This window comes from Microbacterium sp. CH12i (genome assembly GCF_000685355.1).
GTDB lineage: Bacteria > Actinomycetota > Actinomycetes > Actinomycetales > Microbacteriaceae > Microbacterium.
The window spans coordinates 78,406-98,366 of sequence record NZ_JHET01000012.1; the positions used below are offsets into that span (position 1 = coordinate 78,406).

Annotated in this window: 17 protein-coding genes and 1 pseudogene; 12 read left to right on the forward strand and 6 right to left on the reverse strand. The window is 63.8% G+C overall.

Features of this window, described 5'->3' with window-relative positions; translation table 11 throughout:
• Position 1: 1 nt before the first annotated feature.
• Entirely contained in the window at positions 2-583 is a 582-nt protein-coding gene (locus DC31_RS14985; RefSeq protein ID WP_051607076.1) for a hypothetical protein, read from the reverse strand.
• A 51-nt stretch (positions 584-634) separates the two neighbouring features.
• On the opposite strand from DC31_RS14985, the gene DC31_RS14990 reads away from it, so the two are divergent.
• On the forward strand, positions 635-1,945 hold the full coding sequence (locus DC31_RS14990) for a M50 family metallopeptidase (protein WP_036281524.1): 1,311 nt from the start codon (positions 635-637) through the stop codon (positions 1,943-1,945).
• Positions 1,946-1,951: 6 nt separating this feature from the next.
• On the opposite strand, the gene DC31_RS14995 is transcribed toward DC31_RS14990, so the two are convergent.
• Positions 1,952-3,877, reverse strand: a complete 1,926-nt coding sequence (locus DC31_RS14995; protein WP_036281527.1) for an anthranilate synthase family protein — start codon at positions 3,875-3,877, stop codon at positions 1,952-1,954.
• 189 nt (positions 3,878-4,066) lie between these two features.
• On the opposite strand from DC31_RS14995, the gene ispG reads away from it, so the two are divergent.
• The gene (gene ispG, locus DC31_RS15000; RefSeq protein WP_200872947.1) at positions 4,067-5,218 is read left to right on the forward strand and encodes a flavodoxin-dependent (E)-4-hydroxy-3-methylbut-2-enyl-diphosphate synthase; all 1,152 of its coding nucleotides are present in this window, start codon (positions 4,067-4,069) and stop codon (positions 5,216-5,218) included.
• Positions 5,219-5,669: 451 nt separating this feature from the next.
• On the forward strand, positions 5,670-6,110 hold the full coding sequence (locus DC31_RS19735; RefSeq protein WP_235201556.1) for a hypothetical protein: 441 nt from the start codon (positions 5,670-5,672) through the stop codon (positions 6,108-6,110).
• Here DC31_RS19735 and DC31_RS15010 read toward each other — a convergent pair.
• On the reverse strand, positions 6,081-6,539 hold the full coding sequence (locus DC31_RS15010; protein WP_036281531.1) for an NUDIX hydrolase: 459 nt from the start codon (positions 6,537-6,539) through the stop codon (positions 6,081-6,083). The two genes, DC31_RS19735 and DC31_RS15010, sit on opposite strands and share 30 nt — an antisense overlap.
• Positions 6,536-7,234 carry a helix-turn-helix transcriptional regulator gene (locus DC31_RS15015; RefSeq protein ID WP_152545451.1) on the reverse strand — a complete coding sequence of 233 codons (699 nt, stop codon included), beginning with the start codon at positions 7,232-7,234 and terminating at the stop codon, positions 6,536-6,538. Before DC31_RS15015 ends, DC31_RS15010 begins: the two co-directional genes overlap by 4 nt.
• A 148-nt stretch (positions 7,235-7,382) precedes the next feature.
• Here DC31_RS15015 and folE point away from each other — a divergent pair, with 148 nt between their 5' ends.
• The 4 genes from folE to DC31_RS15035 are packed head-to-tail and all read left to right on the forward strand — an operon-like array spanning position 7,383 to position 10,862.
• A complete protein-coding gene (folE, locus tag DC31_RS15020) occupies positions 7,383-7,946 on the forward strand; it encodes a GTP cyclohydrolase I FolE (protein WP_051607085.1) in 564 nt (187 codons plus the stop codon).
• Between the two features lie 32 nt (positions 7,947-7,978).
• Positions 7,979-9,208, forward strand: a complete 1,230-nt coding sequence (locus DC31_RS15025) for an NAD(P)/FAD-dependent oxidoreductase (RefSeq protein ID WP_036281537.1) — start codon at positions 7,979-7,981, stop codon at positions 9,206-9,208.
• 17 nt (positions 9,209-9,225) lie between these two features.
• The gene (gene folP, locus DC31_RS15030; protein ID WP_036281539.1) at positions 9,226-10,104 is read left to right on the forward strand and encodes a dihydropteroate synthase; all 879 of its coding nucleotides are present in this window, start codon (positions 9,226-9,228) and stop codon (positions 10,102-10,104) included.
• Positions 10,101-10,862, forward strand: coding sequence for a pyrimidine reductase family protein (locus tag DC31_RS15035; protein WP_036281542.1), 762 nt, complete (start codon positions 10,101-10,103; stop codon positions 10,860-10,862). Before folP ends, DC31_RS15035 begins: the two co-directional genes overlap by 4 nt.
• A 22-nt stretch (positions 10,863-10,884) precedes the next feature.
• On the opposite strand, the gene DC31_RS15040 is transcribed toward DC31_RS15035, so the two are convergent.
• On the reverse strand, positions 10,885-12,306 hold the full coding sequence (locus tag DC31_RS15040) for an RNB domain-containing ribonuclease (protein WP_036281543.1): 1,422 nt from the start codon (positions 12,304-12,306) through the stop codon (positions 10,885-10,887).
• Positions 12,307-12,403: 97 nt separating this feature from the next.
• Here DC31_RS15040 and DC31_RS15045 point away from each other — a divergent pair, with 97 nt between their 5' ends.
• Entirely contained in the window at positions 12,404-12,859 is a 456-nt protein-coding gene (locus DC31_RS15045) for a cupredoxin domain-containing protein (protein ID WP_036281546.1), read from the forward strand.
• An 11-nt stretch (positions 12,860-12,870) separates the two neighbouring features.
• Here DC31_RS15045 and DC31_RS15050 read toward each other — a convergent pair whose 3' ends face one another.
• A complete protein-coding gene (locus tag DC31_RS15050) occupies positions 12,871-13,185 on the reverse strand; it encodes a DUF2249 domain-containing protein (protein WP_036281548.1) in 315 nt (104 codons plus the stop codon).
• Between the two features lie 57 nt (positions 13,186-13,242).
• Here DC31_RS15050 and DC31_RS18240 point away from each other — a divergent pair, with 57 nt between their 5' ends.
• From DC31_RS18240 to DC31_RS15070, 4 genes and pseudogenes are all read left to right on the forward strand, one after another.
• Complete coding sequence (locus DC31_RS18240) at positions 13,243-15,081, forward strand: helix-turn-helix transcriptional regulator (protein WP_152545452.1); 1,839 nt, start codon at positions 13,243-13,245, stop codon at positions 15,079-15,081.
• 2 nt (positions 15,082-15,083) lie between these two features.
• Entirely contained in the window at positions 15,084-17,729 is a 2,646-nt protein-coding gene (locus DC31_RS15060; RefSeq protein ID WP_051607078.1) for a multicopper oxidase domain-containing protein, read from the forward strand.
• 42 nt (positions 17,730-17,771) lie between these two features.
• Positions 17,772-18,541 (forward strand): annotated as a pseudogene (locus DC31_RS15065) (isocitrate lyase/PEP mutase family protein).
• 28 nt (positions 18,542-18,569) lie between these two features.
• A partial coding sequence (locus DC31_RS15070; protein WP_036281550.1) for a proline--tRNA ligase occupies positions 18,570-19,961 on the forward strand: 1,392 nt, incomplete at its 3' end.

Here is a 19,961-nt window from a genome sequence, read left to right on the forward strand (position 1 = left end):
TTCAGCCGTGGGAGAGCAGGGGAGGCCCGCGCAGCGAAATGTCGCCCACGCGGATCGTCGAGACAAAGATGTGCGTGGTTTCGCCGAGCGATGCCGGAATTGGCCAGTCGGCGGGTAGCTGCGGCATCCGCACCCGCAACACGGCCCGCACCCAGCGTGCAATCGCGCGCAGCAGCTGTTCGCCGCGCCAGAGCATGGCGACGGTGAGGATGCCGGCAAAGAAGTGCGCGCCGGCCATGGCGGCATCACCAGAAGCCGCAGGCAACGTTGCGGCCACTGTTGGCAGGGTCAAGACGTGCTGGTGACCGCTGACGGCGACACCGGGAGTCAGGGTCGCTCCGAGCGCAACGAACAGCACATGGAAGACAACCTGCGACACCAGTACAGCCGTGCTCAACTTCGCAAGACCTGGGGTGCGTCCGACCAGCAGCGTCGAGATGGGCGCAAGGAACACGCTGAGCGCGATGACGAGCAGAGGGTGGGGCGGAGTCCCGCCGCCGATGGTGTGTGAAACGGCGGCGATGATCGTCGCGACCGACGATGCGGTGGCCCCACGCAGGAGTCGCAGCTGTCGGGAAGTCACCCCCTCAGCCTATGCGGCGGATTCCTAGTCGACGCACAGTACCGTTGGCATGTGGAAATCCTGCTTTACATCGCCGGCATTCTGTTCATGCTGGTGGGCCTCGGCCTCTCGATCGGGCTGCACGAGATCGGACATCTCGTCCCCGCGAAGCTCTTCGGCGTGCGCGTGGGGCAGTACATGATCGGCTTCGGTCCCCGGCTGTGGTCGAAACGGATCGGCGAGACCGAGTACGGGTTCAAGGTTCTGCCGCTCGGCGGATTCATCTCGATGTCTGGGATGTATCCGGCATCCGAGGGAAAGCCCGCACGAGGAATCTTCCGCACGCTGGTGCAGGATGCCCGTTCCGCTAACGATGAGACGATCACAGACGGTGCCGAGGAGCGCGTGTTCTACAAGCTCCCGGTGTTCAAGCGCGTCATCGTGATGCTTGGCGGTCCGCTGATGAATCTGATTCTCGCGGTGCTTATCCTTACCGTGCTCGCCTCGGGGATCGGCCTTCAGCAGGGCACGACGACCATCGCGAGTGTCACCGAGTGCGTTCTTCCGGCCGGAACATCACAAACCGAGTGTGCGCCGAATGATCCCGCATCTCCGGCGGCTGAGGCCGGCATTCTGCCTGGCGACGTGCTGGTATCGATTGACGGCACGCCCGTGTCGACGTTCGCCGAGGCGACCGCCATAGTGCAGGCGGCGCCCGGTAACACCCTTGACATGGTCGTTTCACGCAAGGGTGAGAACACCGACCTGACGATTACTCCGATTTCAGCCGAACGGGCGCTCACCGACGCCTCTGGTCAGCCCAAACTCGACGCCGACGGCAAGCCGATCGTCGCCGAGGTCGGTTACGTCGGGATGGGCGCCCAGATGGGTTTCGTCCCGCAGCCGATCGGCACGGGCGCCGAGATGGCGGGCGAGAACGTCGGACGTGTGGCGAGCCTGATCGTGACGCTCCCTGCGCGACTCTGGGATGTCGGAGTGTCGCTGTTCACCGGGTCGGAGCGCGACCCGAACGGTCCGCTCAGCGTCGTCGGGGTGGGGCGCATCGCCGGTGAGGTGGCTGCCACCGATGCACCGATTCTGAACCGATTCGTCGTGCTGTTGAACCTGCTGGGCTCATTGAATATCGCGCTGTTCGTGTTCAACCTGATCCCACTGCTGCCGCTCGACGGAGGTCACGTCGTCGTGGCGCTCTGGGACGGCATCCGGCGCGCCTGGGCGAAGCTGTTCCGCCGCCCGCCGCCAGCTCCGGTAGACGCGACCCGCCTCGTGCCGTTGACCGTGATCGTCGCAGTGCTGCTTATCGGAATGGGCGCGCTGCTGATGATCGCCGACGTCGTGAACCCGGTGAACCTGTTCCAGTAGGTGGTGTTATGCGACCGCGTCGCGGATCAGGCGCTCCAACGTACGGATGCCATCGCGGGACAGGATCGACTCGAGATGCCCCTGCACGCTAGAGAAGCCCTTGCCGCGCATTGCGTAGACGTCGCCTGTCGCAACGTCTGCGGAGACCTCGGCGGCGCCCACTGTGGTGGTGCCAGGGGATACCCGGGCAGTGAACGTGTTGTAGAACCCGATCGAGGCATCCTCGCCGAACACAGGAACGACCTTCTGCAGTCCCTGGTGCGGCGTGGACAGAGGGGCGAGCTCGATGCCGAGCTGGTCAGCCAGAATCTGGTGACTGAGGCATACAGCGAGCAGCGGTGCGCCCTCAGCGAGTCGCCTGGCGACGATCTCGCGCATGCGGGCAATTCGCGGCGTCGCGGCGTCGCGAGGATCGCCGGGGCCGGGGCCGGCGATGAGAAGCTCGGTGGCATCGATGTCCGCGTCGGTGACTTCGTTCCACGGCACGATCTTCGCGTCCAGCCCGAGGTGATGCAGCTGATGGGCGAGCATCGTCGTGAAGCGGTCTTCGGCGTCGACGACGAGTGCGCTGCGGCCGGCGAACGGACCTGCCGTGCCGTCCTCCTGCGGGTTCAGCCAGAATTCCGCGAGCCGCGAGTTGCGCGAGGCGAGGAGCGCGCTGACCTCCGCGTCATCGGCGAGTGACGTCTCTGTTCCTGGCTCATCTGGATCGGTCTTTGTCGTGGCGACGTCGTCACGAGCAATCGCGCCGATGGCACCGAGAACGCCAGCCGCCTTGCCGTGGGTTTCGCTGACTTCTCCGTACGGGTCGGAGTGGCGCACCAGCGTCGCGCCGACCGGGACGCGCAGCTGCCCGTTTTCGAGGTAGACGGTGCGAATGAGGATAGGGGCGTCGACGTCGTGCCCACCGTGATCGTTCGGGGTGAAGAGTGCCGCAACACCGGAGTAGTAGCCGCGGGGCTTCGCCTCATGGCGACGGATGACAGCACAGGCGTTCTGCATCGGAGAGCCGGTGACGGTGGGGGCGAACATCGTCTCGCGGAGGATGTCGCGCGGATCAAGCCGGCTGCGCCCACGCAGCATGTACTCGGTGTGTGTGAGGCGTGACATCTGCTTGAGGTGCGGCCCGGTGATACGACCGCCATCCGAGCAGACCGCGCTCATCATCTTGAGTTCTTCATCGACGACCATGAAGAGCTCCTCAGTCTCTTTGGTGGAGGAGAGGAACTCGACCAGAGTCTCTTTGGTCGCTCCTCCTGCAGGATGGCGGAACGTGCCGGAGATCGGATTCATTGTGACGATGCCGTCGCGGGCGACCACGTGGGCCTCTGGGCTCGCACCTACGGCAATGTGTCCGGGCGTGATGACGGCGAACGTCCAATAGGCACCGCGCTCGTGTTCGAGAAGCGCGCGGAACCAAGTGAGTGCGGTGGTGCGCTCTGCAGCGGTGCGCTCGGCTGTCGTGTGCTCGGCGGAACCGGTGTCGATAGTGGCGGTGTAGTCACGACGGATGACGAAGTTGGCGCCTTCGCCACGGCCGATCTCGTCGGCGATGACGCGGGTGACTACTTCTGCGTAGTCCTCATCGCTGATATCGAAGCCGGCGTCTTTCAACGGCACGGCATCCTGCGGCAGTGCACTCAGCATGCCTTCGAGCGGCAGGTACTCATGGCGATCGACGAGCAGGCAGCGCAGCGGTGCACCGTCATCCTGCGCTTCGAAACCCCGCTCACGCACCTGGCGGTACGGGACCATCGCGAACACCTCGCGGGGAGTCCCGTTCACGGTCAGCGGAATGTCGGCGAGCAGCTCGACATCTTCAATGTCTCCCGTGAGAAGCTCGACGCTCTCGGCGCCGTCGCGCGCAATCAGCACGAAGGACGCATCGGTGTCGTGCACCAGTTCGGCGAGCAGGGCTGCGGTATCGGTCATCGAGATCTCCTGTGCAGGGCTCCGGCTCGGCTCAAAAAAAAAGACCGCCCGGGAGGCGGTCAGAATTCGTGGGAACGCGAACACACCGCCTAAGAGGCGGGCCACCAGGTGAAGTTCGCGAGCATGGCCTGAAACTATCACACGGCGAGGATCCAGCCCCGCCGCGTGACGGCGGCGTAGGCTGGAGATGTGCCAGCCGTGAATCTTGGGATGCCGAAGGTCCCTGAAGTCCTCGCCCCTCGTCGTAAGACTCGACAGATCAAGGTCGGGAAAGTGTTGGTCGGCGGAAACGCTCCCGTCAGCGTCCAGTCGATGACGACGACGAAGACGACTGACATCAACGGCACACTTCAGCAGATCGCCGAGCTCACCGCCTCCGGCTGTGAGATCGTGCGCGTGGCGGTGCCGCATCAGGATGACGCCGATGCGCTGAAGATTATCGCGATGAAGAGCCAGATTCCGGTGATTGCCGACATCCACTTCCAGCCGCGCTACATCTACACGGCGATCGACGCCGGCTGTGGTGCGGTGCGCGTGAACCCGGGCAACATCCGCGAGTTCGACGGCAACGTCGGCAAGATCGCCGAGGCAGCGAAGGCTGCCGGTGTCTCGCTGCGCATCGGCGTTAACGCCGGTTCGCTCGACAGGCGGATCCTCGAGAAGCACGGCAAAGCCACCGCAGAGGCGCTCGTCGAGAGCGCCGTGTGGGAGGCTTCGCTGTTTGAAGAACACGACTTCCACGACTTCAAGATCTCGGTCAAGCACAACGACCCGATTGTCATGGTGAAGGCTTACCGTCAGCTCGCAGAGCGCGGCGACTGGCCCCTGCACCTCGGCGTGACCGAGGCCGGGCCCGCATTCCAGGGCACGATCAAGTCGGCGACGGCATTCGGGATCCTGCTCTCGGAGGGCATCGGCGACACGATCCGCGTCTCGCTCTCTGCGCCGCCCGCCGAAGAGGTCAAGGTCGGCCATCAGATTTTGCAGTCGCTGAACCTGCGCGAGCGCAAGCTCGAAATTGTTTCCTGCCCTTCGTGCGGTCGCGCCCAGGTAGACGTGTACACGCTTGCTGACAACGTGACCGAGGGTCTTAAAGACATGACCGTGCCGCTGCGCGTCGCAGTCATGGGCTGCGTTGTAAACGGCCCTGGTGAGGCGCGCGAGGCTGATCTTGGCGTGGCTTCCGGAAACGGTAAGGGACAGATCTTCGTCAAGGGCGAGGTCATCAAGACCGTTCCTGAGGCCGACATCGTTGCGACCCTGATCGAAGAGGCGAACCGCATTGCCGCCGAGATGGGTGCGGACGCTCCCCTCGGCACCGCCCAGGTCATCACCGCGTAAGTCTGATGCCCGCCACGATCGTTACCTTTCCGCACGGTGCTACGCGTGGCGCGGGGACAGTTGTGTCCGCGGAATCTCGTGAAGATGGCGCGGTCATCGTCGTGGATGCGACGCCGTTTCATCCCGTGGATCACACCTGGCCGGATCAGCCCGGGGATGCCGGGGCCCTGCGTGCGGGCGACGAGTCCATAGCGGTTGCCGAGGCGGTGATGGCTGCGGTGAGTGACGACGGTGTGCTCGCTGTGGGTGCGGACATCCCCGTCAAGCGGGGTGCGGAGGGCTGGACGTGGCTGGTGGGGCATCGCCTTGCGGTCGCAGATGCTCCGCACTGGCTGGTGCCAGGGGCCGCAGTGACTCTCGACGTCGATGCCTCACGGCGCAGTGGTCTGAGCCGCGGGCACACTGCGTGTCATTTGGCATCTTTGGCGCTCGATCTCGCAGTCGCTGATCTGTGGCGGAAAGATCCGGGTGCGACGCACTGGGCAGCCCGGATTTCGAGGGTCGCGCGAACCAGTCCAGTCGCATCCATGAAGATGGCAGCGTCGACGATTACAGGCTCGGGAAAAGTCTGCGCAAGGCGGGCTTTGACACCGAGACGTTCGCGGCGACGCTCTCGGAGCGCGAAGAGCGCATCAACACGCAGCTTGCCGTGTGGGTGGCCTGTGGTGCGCGCAGCTGGATCGCTGTGGAGGGACCGACGATAACTGACCGGCGCTCTTGGCACTGTGAGCTTCCCGATGGCGACGTGGAGATTCTTTGCGGCGGGACGCACGTCGAGGCTTTGTCTGCGTTCTCGAGCATTCGGGTGTCGCTCGATCTGAGCGATCCGCAGTTGCTGGTGATGACGACGCAGGTCGTCGGATCAGAACCCGAAGTTGGTGAACGCCGGTAACGAGCCATCGGCGAGTGATTCGAGGATCAATCGCTCATGAGGAGGCATCGCCTCCGGAAGATCCTGGAGTGAGAACCAGTCGATCCGTGCGCACTTGCTCGGCTCCATGATCCGAGGATCGCCGACCCACGTGGACGCGGCGAAGAACCAGTCGACGCGCTGCTCGATCTCAGTCGAAGTGCCGTCGGTGCGCTGCATGACGCTGAGCGGCGTGAGGTCGTGCTCCTCGAGTGTGATGCCCAGTTCTTCCCTGGCCTCACGGATAGCGGCCATCGTCGCGTGCTCAACGAACTCGATGTGCCCGGCTGCTCCGGCTGCCCACGTGCCGTCGAGGTATCCGGTGCCCTGTCGCAGCTGCAGCAGCACCTCATCACCGCGCCGGAGATAGACGTATGCCGCGGGGATCAACGCGAACCGGGGTCTGCTCATGCTGTGCTCGCGGGTGGTTGTGCGGGGTGCGCGGGTGGTTGTGCGGGGTGAATTACCACGCAGCATCGGCCGGTTGCAGGCGACAGTTCTGCTCGATCAGGGTCGGCATGGGACCCTTCGAGCGTTCCGCGAACGAACGCGTGGTTGAGGTTGCACGCAAGGTCGGTGTGCTCTTGCGCCACACTGTGAAACGGACAGTTCTGCAGGATGATGTCATCGTCGTCAGTACTGACGGGCTCGAATCCCGCAGCGGCGAGCGCAGAAGGGAAGTTTCCCGCGTTCGCTGCCAGCTCGTTCCCCTCGTGCTCTGCGGCCTCGGCGAGAGCGACGCGAAACTCGCCAGATGGAGCCGCGTCAGCCGCCGTAGCGAGGAGCTTGGCCAGCAGGCTGTAGTTGCGGGGAGGGAAGCTCACTGCGCGCTCGTCCTGGCTGCGCGCGTAACGCTTCGAGGGGCGTCCCGATCCCGGCCCCGTCCTGCCGTTCATCCGAGCAAAACTGACTTCCAACAGCCCCGCATCGGCAAGCCGGTCCAGATGATAGGCGGCAAGGCTGCGGCTGATGCCGATGGCGGTCGAGACTTCCTCCCGCGTCACACTGTTGCTCTGGCGCGCGATGAACTCATAAAGACGCCGGCGGACGTCGTCCGACAGCAGCGCGAGATCGCCCAGATTCCCGTGAGGGTTGGTTGTGTCCATTCGCATCGCCCTTTCTAAAACAAGGCTACCTTACGAAACATCGTCGTGGTGCCATTCTAAAAATAAGTTCATTACGGTTTAGAAAGGTGCAGACATGTCGGAGTCGATTCTTTGGCCCGAAGTTGTGCCAGTGCATGTCAAGAGCGCAATGCCTGCACCAGATCTGGCGCGAGCAGAGTTAGCGGCAGGCGATTTTCTGCGGGCGTTAGGGGTCTCTCTCGAATCTGAGCACCTCAGAGCGACGCCCGAGCGGATGGCGCGCGCGTGGGCTGAGCTACTCACTCCGCGAGAGTTTGACTTGACCACCTTTCCGAATGAGGAGGGGTACGACGAGATGGTCATCGTGCGTGACATACCCGTCCGTTCGATCTGCGAGCACCACCTCTTGCCGTTCAGCGGTCGAGCCAGCATCGGATACCTCCCAGGCGAACGAATCGTCGGCCTGTCGAAGCTGGCGCGCATCATGGAACACTTTGCTTCTCGTCCCCAGACCCAAGAGCGGCTGACAAAGCAGGTCGCGCAGTGGCTGCAAGACAACCTCGATCCTGAGGGCGTGGGCGTGATTATTGCAGCGGAACATTCGTGCATGACGCTGCGAGGTGCTCAGGCGACCGGATCGAGCACGTTGACCTCGACGCTTCTCGGTCGCCTGCGTGATGATCCACGTTCACGACAAGAGTTCCTCGCACTCGCAGAACTCACTCGCATATAGACCCCGCACACAAGAACGATTGGAAAGAGCTGATGAACACAGTGCAGAACGTCATCGTGATCGGGGGAGGCCTCGCCGCAGGGAAGACAGCAGAAGCCTTGCGACAAGACGGCTACGAAGGTGCAGTCACGTTGATCGCCGCAGAGAACCATCTGCCTTACGAACGTCCCTCACTGTCAAAGGACTATCTATTCGGCCGCACCGAGTTCGATGATGCGCTCGTGCACTCTGCCGATTGGTATCAAGACCACGACATCACGGTCCGTCAAGGCGTGACAGCGACGGCGATCGATATCGCCGGGCATACGGTCACACTCGGCGACGGCTCAACACTCCCATACGACAAGCTCGTCCTCGCGACCGGTTCCATCGCCCGCCACCTTCCACTTCCCGGTGCGGATGCCGACGGCATCCACTATCTGCGAACCGTCGAAGAGTCCGACGCGATCCGTGCCACCTTTGGGCAGGGAAAGAGGCTCGTACTCATCGGCGGTGGATGGATCGGGCTAGAGGTCGCCGCGGCCGCTCGCGCGAGCGATACGACGGTGACGATCCTCGAAGGCGGAAAGCTTCCTCTCCTCAGGGTTCTGGGTGATGAAATCGCGCAGGTCTTCGCTGATTTGCACACGGCCAACGGTGTGGACCTCCGCACCGACGTCCAGATCGCTGAGATCACGACTGAACACGGTCGCGCTACGGGTGTGCGCCTCGCGGACGGTGAAGGGGTGCCCGCCGATGCGATCGTGATCGGCATCGGGGTGAGCCCTGAAGTCGAGATTGCGAAGGCAGCCGGGATCGCTGTCGACAACGGCGTGCTCGTCGATGCTGCGCTGCGCACTAGCGACCCAGACGTCTTCGCGGTCGGCGACATCGCGAATCACCAGCATCCGATTCTCGGGCAGCGGGTACGCGTCGAGCACTGGGCCACAGCATTGAATCAGCCGGCCGCTGCCGTCTCCGCGCTCCTTGGCAATGACACTGAGTACACCGAGCTGCCGTACTTCTACAGCGACCAGTACGACCTCGGCTGCGAGTACATCGGCTATGCGTCACCGGGATCGTATGATCGAGTCGTGATACGGGGGAGCCTGGCGAAACGAGAGTTCGTCGCCTTCTGGCTTGATGCTGAAAACCGCATCCTGGCGGCGATGAACGTGAACGTGTGGGATGTCATCGACCAGATCAAGCCACTCATCGCGTCGCACGCGTCGGTCGACCCGGAACGGCTGATGGACCCGGAAATCCCATACGCACAACTCTGAGCTGACGGAGAGACCCTGTGAACGAACGAACAATCGGCCGACGACGCTTCGACTTCGACCGGCAAGTCGCGGTCATGGCCGTCGTTAATCGCACACCGGACTCGTTCTACGATCGCGGCGCCACCTTCGCTCTCGATCGAGCTGTCGATGCGGCGCTCGCCGCGGCTGAGCGCGGCGCAGACTGGGTCGATATCGGCGGAGTCCCCTTCGGACAGGGGCCGCACGTCTCCGTCGCAGAGGAGATCGATCGGATCGTCCCTGTCGTCGAAGCCATCACGCAGGCAAGTGACGTAGTCGTATCCGTCGACACGAACCGTGCGCTGGTCGCCCAGGCAGCGATAAAGGCAGGTGCCGCCGTCATCAACGACACGAGTGGCCTGGGCGACCCTGACATGGCGGATGTGATCTCGAGGAGCGATGCACATCTGGTGATCACGCACAGTGTCGGCCCGCCGCGTGTGGAGAAGCCGGCCGCGTACTTTGCTGATGTCGTTCAGGACGTACGGAGCTTTCTGGAGGAGCGCGTCGAACGCGCGGAAGCCGCAGGGATACCACGCAGTCGGATCATCATTGACCCGGGGCACGACCTCGACAAAAACACGCGGCACTCCCTCGAGCTCACCCGCCATCTCGATGAGCTCAGCGTTCTCGGCCTGCCGATCCTTGCCGCGGTGTCGAACAAGGACTTCATCGGCGAGTCGATTGATCGCGAACAGGGTCACCGGCTTGCTGGCTCTATCGCGGCGATGGCCGTGTGCATCGAACGCGGTGCGCGGATCGTCCGGATGCACGATGTCGAGGCCGCTGTCGACGCGGTGCGTATGGTGGAAGCAATTCTCGGGATGCGGCAACCTGCGCGTCTCGACCACAACACGCACCCGACTCGGAACGTATGAACGCGCACATCAATCGCATCTGGCCGCGACCTGCGGACCATATCGACGACGACAGCATCCTCGATACCTACCGGTTTCCCGACCCGTCGTGGCTGCGGATGAACTTCGTCTCGAGTATCGACGGCGCGGCAACCCGTAGCGGGCGCTCAGGCAGCCTCGGCGGTGACGCCGACCGAAGGGTCTTCGAGCTCTTGCGCCGACAGGCAGACGTGATTCTCGTCGGAGCGGGGACCGTGCGCGCCGAGGGATACGGTTCAATGCGGCTCCAAGATGACGCTGTGCGCTGGCGGATGGAGCGAGGAGTACCAGAGCATCCGTCATTTGCACTCGTCTCGGGCACTTTGGACCTCGACCCGAGCTCGGCAGTTTTCACCGACGCACCGAGTAGGCCGATCGTCTACACGCTGGGCACGGCTCCGGAGAGTCGGCGCGACGCACTGAGACCGGTCGCCGATGTCGTTGACGCCGGAGCAGACACGCTTGACCCACTCAAACTTCGCGAAGACCTGGTGGCGCGGGGGCTGCGGCACGTTCATTCTGAGGGAGGGCCGAGCCTCTTCGGAGCGTTCATTGCCGCTGGCGCCGTGGATGAGCTCTGTCTCACCCTCGCCTCGACCTTGGATGCCGGGGACGCCGGCCGAATCTCGCTCTCCGCACATGCGGCGCCGACCGACATGCGCCTCGCGGCGGTTCTCCACGCTGAGGAAGAACTTTTCCTGCGGTATGTGCGCGCTGGCTTAGAGCAGGCAGGCGGCTAGCGGTCGCCTCGGTTGCGCGTGCTCACAGCGAGAACTCAACCTCGCCCTTCGCGATGTCTGCGCGCACCAGCATTAGAGACACCGTTTCGCCGGGCTTTGTGCTGACGGGTACAGGCGCGGATGTCGTGACCGCAGGGTCAGCGACTTGCACAGTCGCGCGCTCGCCGCCTTCGCGCAGCTCTATCACCGTGGCGTCGATCCTCGATCCGACAAGCGGCGTGAGAAGAGCCGCTTCAACCCGGTTGACGGTGTCGGAGTTGAGCCGCGATGCGCGCTGGGATGATGCCTGCATCAGCTCGGGCAACTCGCCCAACGATTCGCGTGCCCACGCTGGTGGCTCTTCGCCCTGCGAGATGGCGAGGCAGATCGCGAGCGACCAACGGTCGACGAGGCGGCGCAGGGGAGCGGTGGCGTGCGCGTAGGGCGCAGCGATCGCGGCCTGCTCGATGTTCTCCGGAACAGAGCCGTCGAACGTCACATAGCCGGCACCGCGGAACAGCATGGCCGCCGCTTCCAGCACGGGAATGGTCAGCGGGTCCTTGCGGTCCAGCGTTCGCAGGTACTCGCCGTACTCACCGGTCGTCCACGGCCGGCCGAGGGCCTCGGTCTGGCGACGGAATGCGTCGAAGGACTTTTTGTCTGGTGCGGGCATCGTGCGCAGAACCCCGACCTTCGCGCCGACCATGAGGTCGGCAGCGGCCATTCCCGTCATGAGGGAGAGCTGGGCATTCCACTCTTCGATCGGCAGAGCGTGCCGTCGTTCGATCGCGTAGGTGCCGTCGTCGTTCTGCACGACCTCTTCATCGGGCATATTCAGGCTGGCGCCTCCGCGTGCCTGCTCCAGTGCGATACGAAGCTCACCAATCTCTCGCAGCAGCGATGCGGGGGAATCCTCGCCACGATCCAGCGCCTTCTGCGTCGTGACATAGTCAAGTTGCGCCCGTGAGCGGATCAGTGCACGCTCGAGTCGGAACTTCGATACCGTCCCGTCTGCCGCGAGATCGAATGTCCACACCAGTGCGGGCCGGTCGACATCGGGCAGCAGCGAGGCACGATCCTCGCTGAGTACGGGCGGATGCAGGGGAATTCGGCCATCCGCCGCATACAGCGTTTGTCCGCGTTCGCGTGCCGCGGCATCCACCGCTCCACCCGGCTCGACGAACGAAGGCACGTCAGCGATTGCGTAGCGCACGACGAACCCAGAGCCCTCGCGAGCCAGGTGGAAGGCTTGGTCAAGATCCTTCGAGCCCAGCGGGTCGAGGGTCGCGAAAGGAACGTCGCGCAGGTCGAGTTCTGGTGCCGATGGCGAGACAGTGGATGCCTCGGCTAGTGCCTCCGGCGAGAACTCCGTCGGAGCGTCCACCGACTCACGCAACTCCGCGAGAGCGGCGGCGAGTTCACTTTGGACGGCGGAGGGTGCAATATGCGATCGGCGCTGGGGCATGCTTTCAGCCTAAACGCGGGGTACGCGCGCTGGCACGATCCGCACCGAACGGATCGCGGATAACGTGGAAGCTGTATCCAAAGAAAGTGGGACTCTGGTGACTTTTCTGGCGCTGCTGCGCAACGCTGACCCGAAGAGATTCGGCGCTGCTGTCCAGCCGATGAATCGCGGCCGCTGGGTGCCGTTCGGCGTCATAGCTCTTCTCATGATCATGCTGACACTTGCCGGGTGCGCCGGAGCGTCGTCAGGCGATGCCGACGCCCCGGTTCAGGTTGTTCAGGTCGAAGCCGCCAACATGCGCTTCACCCCGGATGTCATCGAGGTTCCGGTCGGCACCCGACTGCTAATCGAGCTCACTAACACCGATGAACGAGAGATGCATGACATCGAGCTCGCCAATAGCAAAGCCAGTAGCCATCTCGCCCCAGGGGATTCAGAGAAAGTCGACGTCGGCGTCATCACAGACGACATCGACGGATGGTGCTCGATCTCGAACCACCGCGCCATGGGCATGACGCTCACCGTCGTTGCGACCGGAGCGAAGTCCGACTGAGCAACTGGCTTTCAGCCAGCGTTGCGGATCAGAATGCGCCACCGCTCGGGACCGCGATCCAGGTAGCGCGTGTTGAAGGCATCGCCGTGGCGAGCACTCAACTGCGTGAGCAGCGGCACGGGGTCATGCGTGGCGGACACGATCATGCCGGCGCCGGGACGCAGCGACTCGATCGCACCGAAGATCGCGGCGTGGCGGACGGCATGCGGGATGCTCTGCACATCGAGCTCGGGGAGTTCTTCATCAGCCTCGCCACATGTGCACCCCGCAGTCGGGTTCTGATCGACGGCCTCGTCGCGTGAACGTTGAATCTCGATGTGGCCCATGTGTGCTCCCGTCAAACGTGCATGCGGTGATCCGCCTATTTAACTATAGTTAACCCCGTGGAAAATACCAGCACGGGCGATCCTCGTCGCACGGCGTCCGGACGCCGACACTCGTCAACGCGCGAACGACTGCTCCGCGAGCTCGAGAGCCGCGCCGAAGCATCGACGGCAGAACTCGTCGACGCCACCGGTCTTCACGAGAACACCGTGCGCGGACACCTCGATCGGCTTCGCGCCGACGGATACATCCGGCGCGAACGCGAAGACGGACCAGGTCGCGGGCGGCCCGCATGGCGCTGGCGTGCTGTGTCCCCCGAGCAGCTCAGCCCCTACGCCGGACTGGCCGCCACGCTGGCATCTGCACTGGAACAGGCATCGTCAGATCCGTTCGCTCCGGCACGCAGAGCAGGCATTTCCTGGGGCGAACAGCTCATCGCCGATCGGCCGGCATCCGATGCGCGCGGAACAGCCCAGAACGCCACCGCACAGAACGCTGACGCCCGCGCACTCGTCGTTGAGGTTATGCGGGAACAGGGCTTCGCTCCAGAAGGTGATGGCGAAGTCGTGCGCCTTCACACCTGTCCGCTGCTCTCCGCGGCTGTGCACAACCCCACCGTCGTGTGTGCAGTGCACGAGGGGATGGTCGAGGGCATCGCCAGAGCCCATGGCGCTGATCTGGAAAGCAGTCTGACGCCGTTCTCTGACGACGCACGTGCCTATTGCATCTGCGTGCCTCGGCATGAAACCGGTTTCACACGGCGCGCACCGTCCTGGCGCCTCATCTGGATGCTGCCCGCGGGTGTGGCGCTCCTCGCCGGCTTAAATGCGGCACTTCTGCTGATCGGGTTGCCGGCACCGATTGACGGGTCCCGACTGCCCGAAGTGCACGGGATGCTGTTGACGATGGGCTTCGTTGGCACGGTGATCTCGTTGGAGAGAGCAACCGCCCTCCGACTCTGGTACGGGTATGCCGCACCCGCGTTGCTCGGTCTCGGCGGCATCGCGCTCGTCGTCCCCGCAGTTCCTCTCATCGCCGCGAAAGCAATTCTTGTCGCCGGAGCTGCCGTGTTCGTCCTCGTATACATCCCGCTCTGGCGCCGCCAATATGACGCTGCGCTGCTGACACAGGTACTCGGTGCCGCGCTAGCGCTCGCCGGAACCGTGCTCTGGTTCGTGCAAGACAATATGGCGCAGGTGATCCCATGGATCATCGGGTTCGTGGTGCTCACCATCGCCGCTGAACGCGTGGAACTCGCTCGCATCACGATGGGGCCGCGGGCAGGCATCCGACTGCTCGTGCACGGCTGGGTGGTTACCGCGGCACTCACGGTAGGCATCGTGCTTCCGGACGCTGGAGCAGTGTTGCTCGGGGCCGCACTGCTCTCGCTCACCGGATGGCTCGTGATGCATGACGTTGCCAGACGCACGATCAATTCGACCGGTGTGACGCGATACATGGCCGCGTGCATCCTTGGGGGGTATGTGTGGCTGGCGCTTGCCGGAGCGGTGCTGCTGCTCGGGCAACTCGACGCACAGCGACAATACGATGCGGTCATTCATGCGGTCTTCCTCGGCTACACGTTCTCGATGATCATGGCGCACGCGACAACGATTCTGCCCGCGGTTCTCGGTATTGCTCTGCCATACCGCGCCGCGTTCTGGGCGCCGGCGGTGCTCCTGCACATCGCGCTAGTGGTGCGCATCTGGCTGGGGGATGGGCTGGGCATCGCATTCGCCTGGCAGCTGGGCGGTGCACTCGGTGTGCTCGCACTCTTGCTGTTCGTGCTGACCGCGCTGGCCAGTGCGATTCGTAGCAACTCGACCAAGAATGGCACTTCGACGAAAGCGGGCATCCCGACGAGAAGTAGCATCGCGACGAGAGTTGAACTGAGATGAGAATGTCGACAGCGCCGCAGAACGATACAACGAAGGCTCCCGCCCGGGGATTCTGGGCGGCACGCGACCTGCCGACGGCATTCTGGTTGCTGCTCACAGTCATTGCGGTTCTCGTGCATCGCTCGCTTCCCGTGCCGAACTGGCTCATGATCCACCTGTTACTGCTTGGTGCCGTCACGCACGCGATTCTGGTGTGGAGTCAGTACTTCTCGTTCGCGCTGTTGCGCAGTGCAGCGACCATCGCCGATCGCCGAGCGCAGAACCTGCGCCTGCTGCTGTCCAACGTCGGAGCGACCCTCGTCTTTGTTGGGGTTCCACTGGCGATCTGGCCGCTTTCCCTTGCCGGTGCGACGTCACTGATCATCGCCGTTGCCTGGCACGGCGTGAGCCTCTACCGCAGAGCAAAACGGAGCATGCCGGGGCGCTTCGGGCGCACTATCCGGTTCTATATCGCGGCGGCCGCGATGCTTGTACTCGGTGCGGGCCTGGGGGGATGGCTCGCACGCGGAAGTGATGCGCCGAATCTTGTCCTCGCTCATGCGCTACTGAACGTACTCGGCTGGATCGGCATCGTCGTGGCAGGAACCGTCGTCACACTCTGGCCGACGATTCTGCGCACACGCGCAGATGAGGGCGCCGCGGTCGGCGCCGCACGAGCACTCCCACTACTCGCAGGAGGTGTGCTCATCGCCGCCGCCGGTGCTGCATTCAGTGTGCTTGTGGTGATCGCGCTCGGACTCGCCGCATACTTCAGTGGAATGGTCTTCATCGGTGTCTCGCTGTGGCGGGCGGCGCGCCAAGCACCTCCGCGTACATTTGCCGCGATGTCGGTGGGGATGGCGCTGCTCTGGTGGGCAGGATGCGTCGCCGTTCTGCTCGTGGGGACGATCGTTGCCAGCATCGACGGTGGCGGCATCGCGACGCTTTCGCCGCTTGTCGAACAGACAGTGCCATTCCTCGTGGCAGGGTTTGCCGCTCAGGTGCTCCCTGGTGCGCTCAGCTACCTGATCCCGGTGGTTCTCGGCGGCGGTCCGACGCCGGTTCGAGTGGGCACTGCGGCCTTCGACCGCCTCGGAGCACTCCGGGTCGCAACCGCGAACGCCGCACTCGTGGTGTGTGCACTGCCAGTGTCGAGTCTGATGCGGGTCGCAGCATCCGTTCTATATCTCGTGGCGATGGCGTCGTTCATCGTGATCATGTTTCTCGCAATGCGCGCACAACGTCGAGCCAAAGCCGAGCATCAAACTCTCGGTGAGGCGCGTCGAGGTCCGATTGTGCCTGAGGGAGATCAGCCCGCGGGCCGCAGGGCAGGACAAGCCGTTACCGGATTGCTCGCCGTTGTGCTCACGGTCGTGGTGTGCGCGGCCGTTGATCCGCTCGCGCTCGGCTGGGGAGCTCAAGCGACCGGCGATGCGGATGCTCCGGTTCAGGTCGTGCAGGTTCACGCTGCAGATATGCGCTTCACTCCGAACCTCATCGAGGTGCCGGTGGGTACACGACTGGTCGTCGAGCTGACCAACACCGATGACGCGCAGGTGCACGATCTGGTTTTCGAGAACGGCATCGGGGGTACTCGCCTTGCGCCTGGCGCTTCGGAGCGCATCGATGTCGGTGTCATCACTGAGGATGTCGACGGATGGTGCTCGATCATCGGGCACCGTCAAATGGGCATGACACTCACGATCGTCGCGGTGGGCACGAGCGATTCCACAAGCGCGGATGCTGGTGCCCACGATCACGCTGATATGAGCGACACCGGCGGCGCCGGCGCGATGGATATGGACGCAATGCCGGGCGACGGTTTCCGCCCGTACGACGCATCCCTTCCGCCGCTGCCGCCCGCCGATGGCCCCACGACGCATCGGCTCACTCTCACGGTCGAAGACACTGTCACTGAGGTCGCTCCTGGCATCGAGCAGACCCTGTGGACCTACAACGGCACAGCTCCAGGTCCCACCCTGCACGGCAGGGTCGGAGACACGTTCGAGGTAACGCTCGTCAACAGCGGCACGATGGGCCATTCGATCGACTTCCACGCGGGTGCGCTCGCGCCCGATGAGCCGATGCGCACGATTGCACCCGGCGAGAGCCTCACCTACACGTTCACTGCGACCCGGTCTGGCATCTGGATGTATCACTGCTCGACCATGCCGATGACCGCGCACATCGCCAACGGGATGTTCGGAGCCGTCGTGATCGAGCCAGACGATCTGGCGCCAGTCGAGCGCAGCTACCTACTTATTCAGAACGAGTACTACCTCGGCGGCGACGGCGGCGAGGTCGACGTCGATGCGCTGGCAGCCGAGAAACCAGACCTTGTTGTCTTCAACGGATATGCGAATCAGTACGATCACATGCCGCTTCCGGCGACGACAGGCGAGCGCGTGCGCGTATGGGTTCTGGATGCCGGACCCAACCGGGCCTCGAGCTTCCACATCGTCGGAGGTCAGTTCGACACGGTGTGGTCAGAGGGGCGCTACCTCATCGACCACGCCGTGGACACCGGATCTCAAGCCTTGGCGCTGTTGCCAGCACAGGGCGGTTTTGTGGAGCTCGCCTTCCCTGAGGCCGGCCACTATCCCTTCGTCTCGCACGTCATGATCGATGCGGAGCGCGGAGCCCATGGCATCTTCGATGTCACAGATTGACCAGACGGCCCACCGGGGCCACTCGAACGCTAGCGTGGAGATATGACTGCTGCAGACAAAGCCCAGACGCTTATCGCCCTCTACGACGCACCGGAGATTCTCCGCGTCGTCAATGTCTGGGATGTGATTTCTGCGAAGCTGTCGCCGACCTCCCCGAGACGAAGGCGCTCGCCACCGCAGGACATTCGATCGCCGCGGCCTTCGGCTACCCGGACGGGCAGATTCCGCGTGCGCTCATGATCGACATGATCGGGCGGATCGCGGCATCCACCGACCTTCCGGTCAGCGCCGACCTCGATGACGGTTACGACGATGCGGGGGAGACCACGCGCCTCGCCATCTCCGCAGGGATCGTCGGCGCGAACGTCGAAGACCGCCTGAAGCCCCTCGCCGAATCCGTCGCCGTCGTCGAGGCGATCATCAAGGCCGGTGAAGCCGAAGGTGTACCGTTCGTGCTCAACGCACGCACTGACGCGTTTGTTCGCGCCGGCGGTCGACCGGTCGAAGAGAGCATCGCCGACGCCATCGAGCGTGGACGCGCTTTCTTGGACGCAGGCGCTACGAGCGTCTTCATCCCCGGCATCCTGAACGCCGATGTCACCCGCCAGCTCGTCGAAGGAATCGGCGAGCGCAAGATCAGCGTGATCGGTCTGCCGGGTGCGCTCTCTGCCGCTGAATACGAGGCGCTCGGCGTCGCCCGCATCTCGTACGGCCCCATGATCCAGCGCGTTGGGCTCACCGCCGTGCAGGACGTCGCAGCCAGCCTCTACGCAGACGGCGTGATCCCCGAGAGCACACGCGCCCTCAACTGAGGTCGCTGGGGGTCACTAGACTTGAGTCGTGGTCACTCGTCTCTCGAAATTCTTCCTCCGCACGCTCCGTGAAGACCCCGCCGAGGCGGAGGTCACCAGTCACAAGTTGCTTTTGCGCGCCGGCTACATCCGACGCCAGGCTTCCGGCATCTTCGCCTGGTTGCCGCTCGGCCTTCGTGTGAAAGCGAAGATTGAGACGGTCATCCGCGACGAAATGGCGAATGCGGGTGCTCAAGAAGTGCACTTCCCGGCTCTGATGCCGCGTGAGGCATATGAGGCGACAGGCCGCTGGGACGAATACGGCGATCTGCTGTTCCGCCTGCAAGACCGCAAGGGCGGCGACTACCTGCTTGCCCCGACTCACGAAGAAGCCTTCACGCTGCTCGTCAAAGACCTGTACTCGTCCTACAAAGATCTGCCGCTGTCGCTCTACCAGATCCAGGACAAGTACCGTGATGAGGCTCGGCCCCGTGCCGGGCTGCTCCGCGGGCGCGAGTTCACGATGAAAGATGCCTACTCCTTCGACGTCTCTGACGAAGGTCTTGAGGCGTCGTATATGGCGCAGCGCGATGCTTACGAGCGTATTTTCCAGCGCCTCGGCCTCGAGTACGTCATCGTGCAGGCGGATGCTGGTGCGATGGGCGGATCGCGCAGTGAAGAGTTCCTTCACCCGACCCCCGTCGGTGAAGACACCTTCGTTCGCAACGACTCCGGCTACGCCGCAAACGTCGAAGCGTTTACGACCGCTGTGCCCGACACGGTGCCGTTCGGCGATGCCCCAGAGGCCACGATCTTCGACTCGCCGAACACACCGACGATCGACACGCTCGTCGCGCACTCCAACGCCGTGCTCGATGGCGAATACACCGCCGCCGACACTCTGAAGAACGTCGTGCTGGCGCTCACGCACCTCGATGGCACACGCGAGCTCGTTGTCGTCGGCATCCCCGGTGACCGCGAGGTCGACGAGAAGCGTGCCGAAGTCGCCTTCGCGCCCGCCGAGGTCTCGACCGCGAACGACGACGACTTCGAGAACAACCCGCTGCTCGTCAAAGGCTATATCGGACCCTGGTCAACCACCGGTGCTGTGCTGGGTGAAGAGTCGGCCACGGGCATCCGTTACCTCGTCGACCCTCGTGTCTCCGAAGGCACGTCGTGGATCACAGGTGCGAACGTCGACCAGAAGCATGCGTACAGTGTCGTCGCGGGTCGGGATTTCACCGCCGATGGCATCATCGAGATCGCAAACGTGCGTGATGGCGACCCGGCACCCGATGGATCAGGGCCGGTGTCGCTTGCTCGCGGCATGGAGATCGGTCACGTCTTCCAGCTCGGCCGCAAATACGCCGAAGCTCTAGGGCTCAAGGTCCTCAACGAGAACGGAAAGCTCGTCACGGTCACGATGGGCTCCTACGGCATC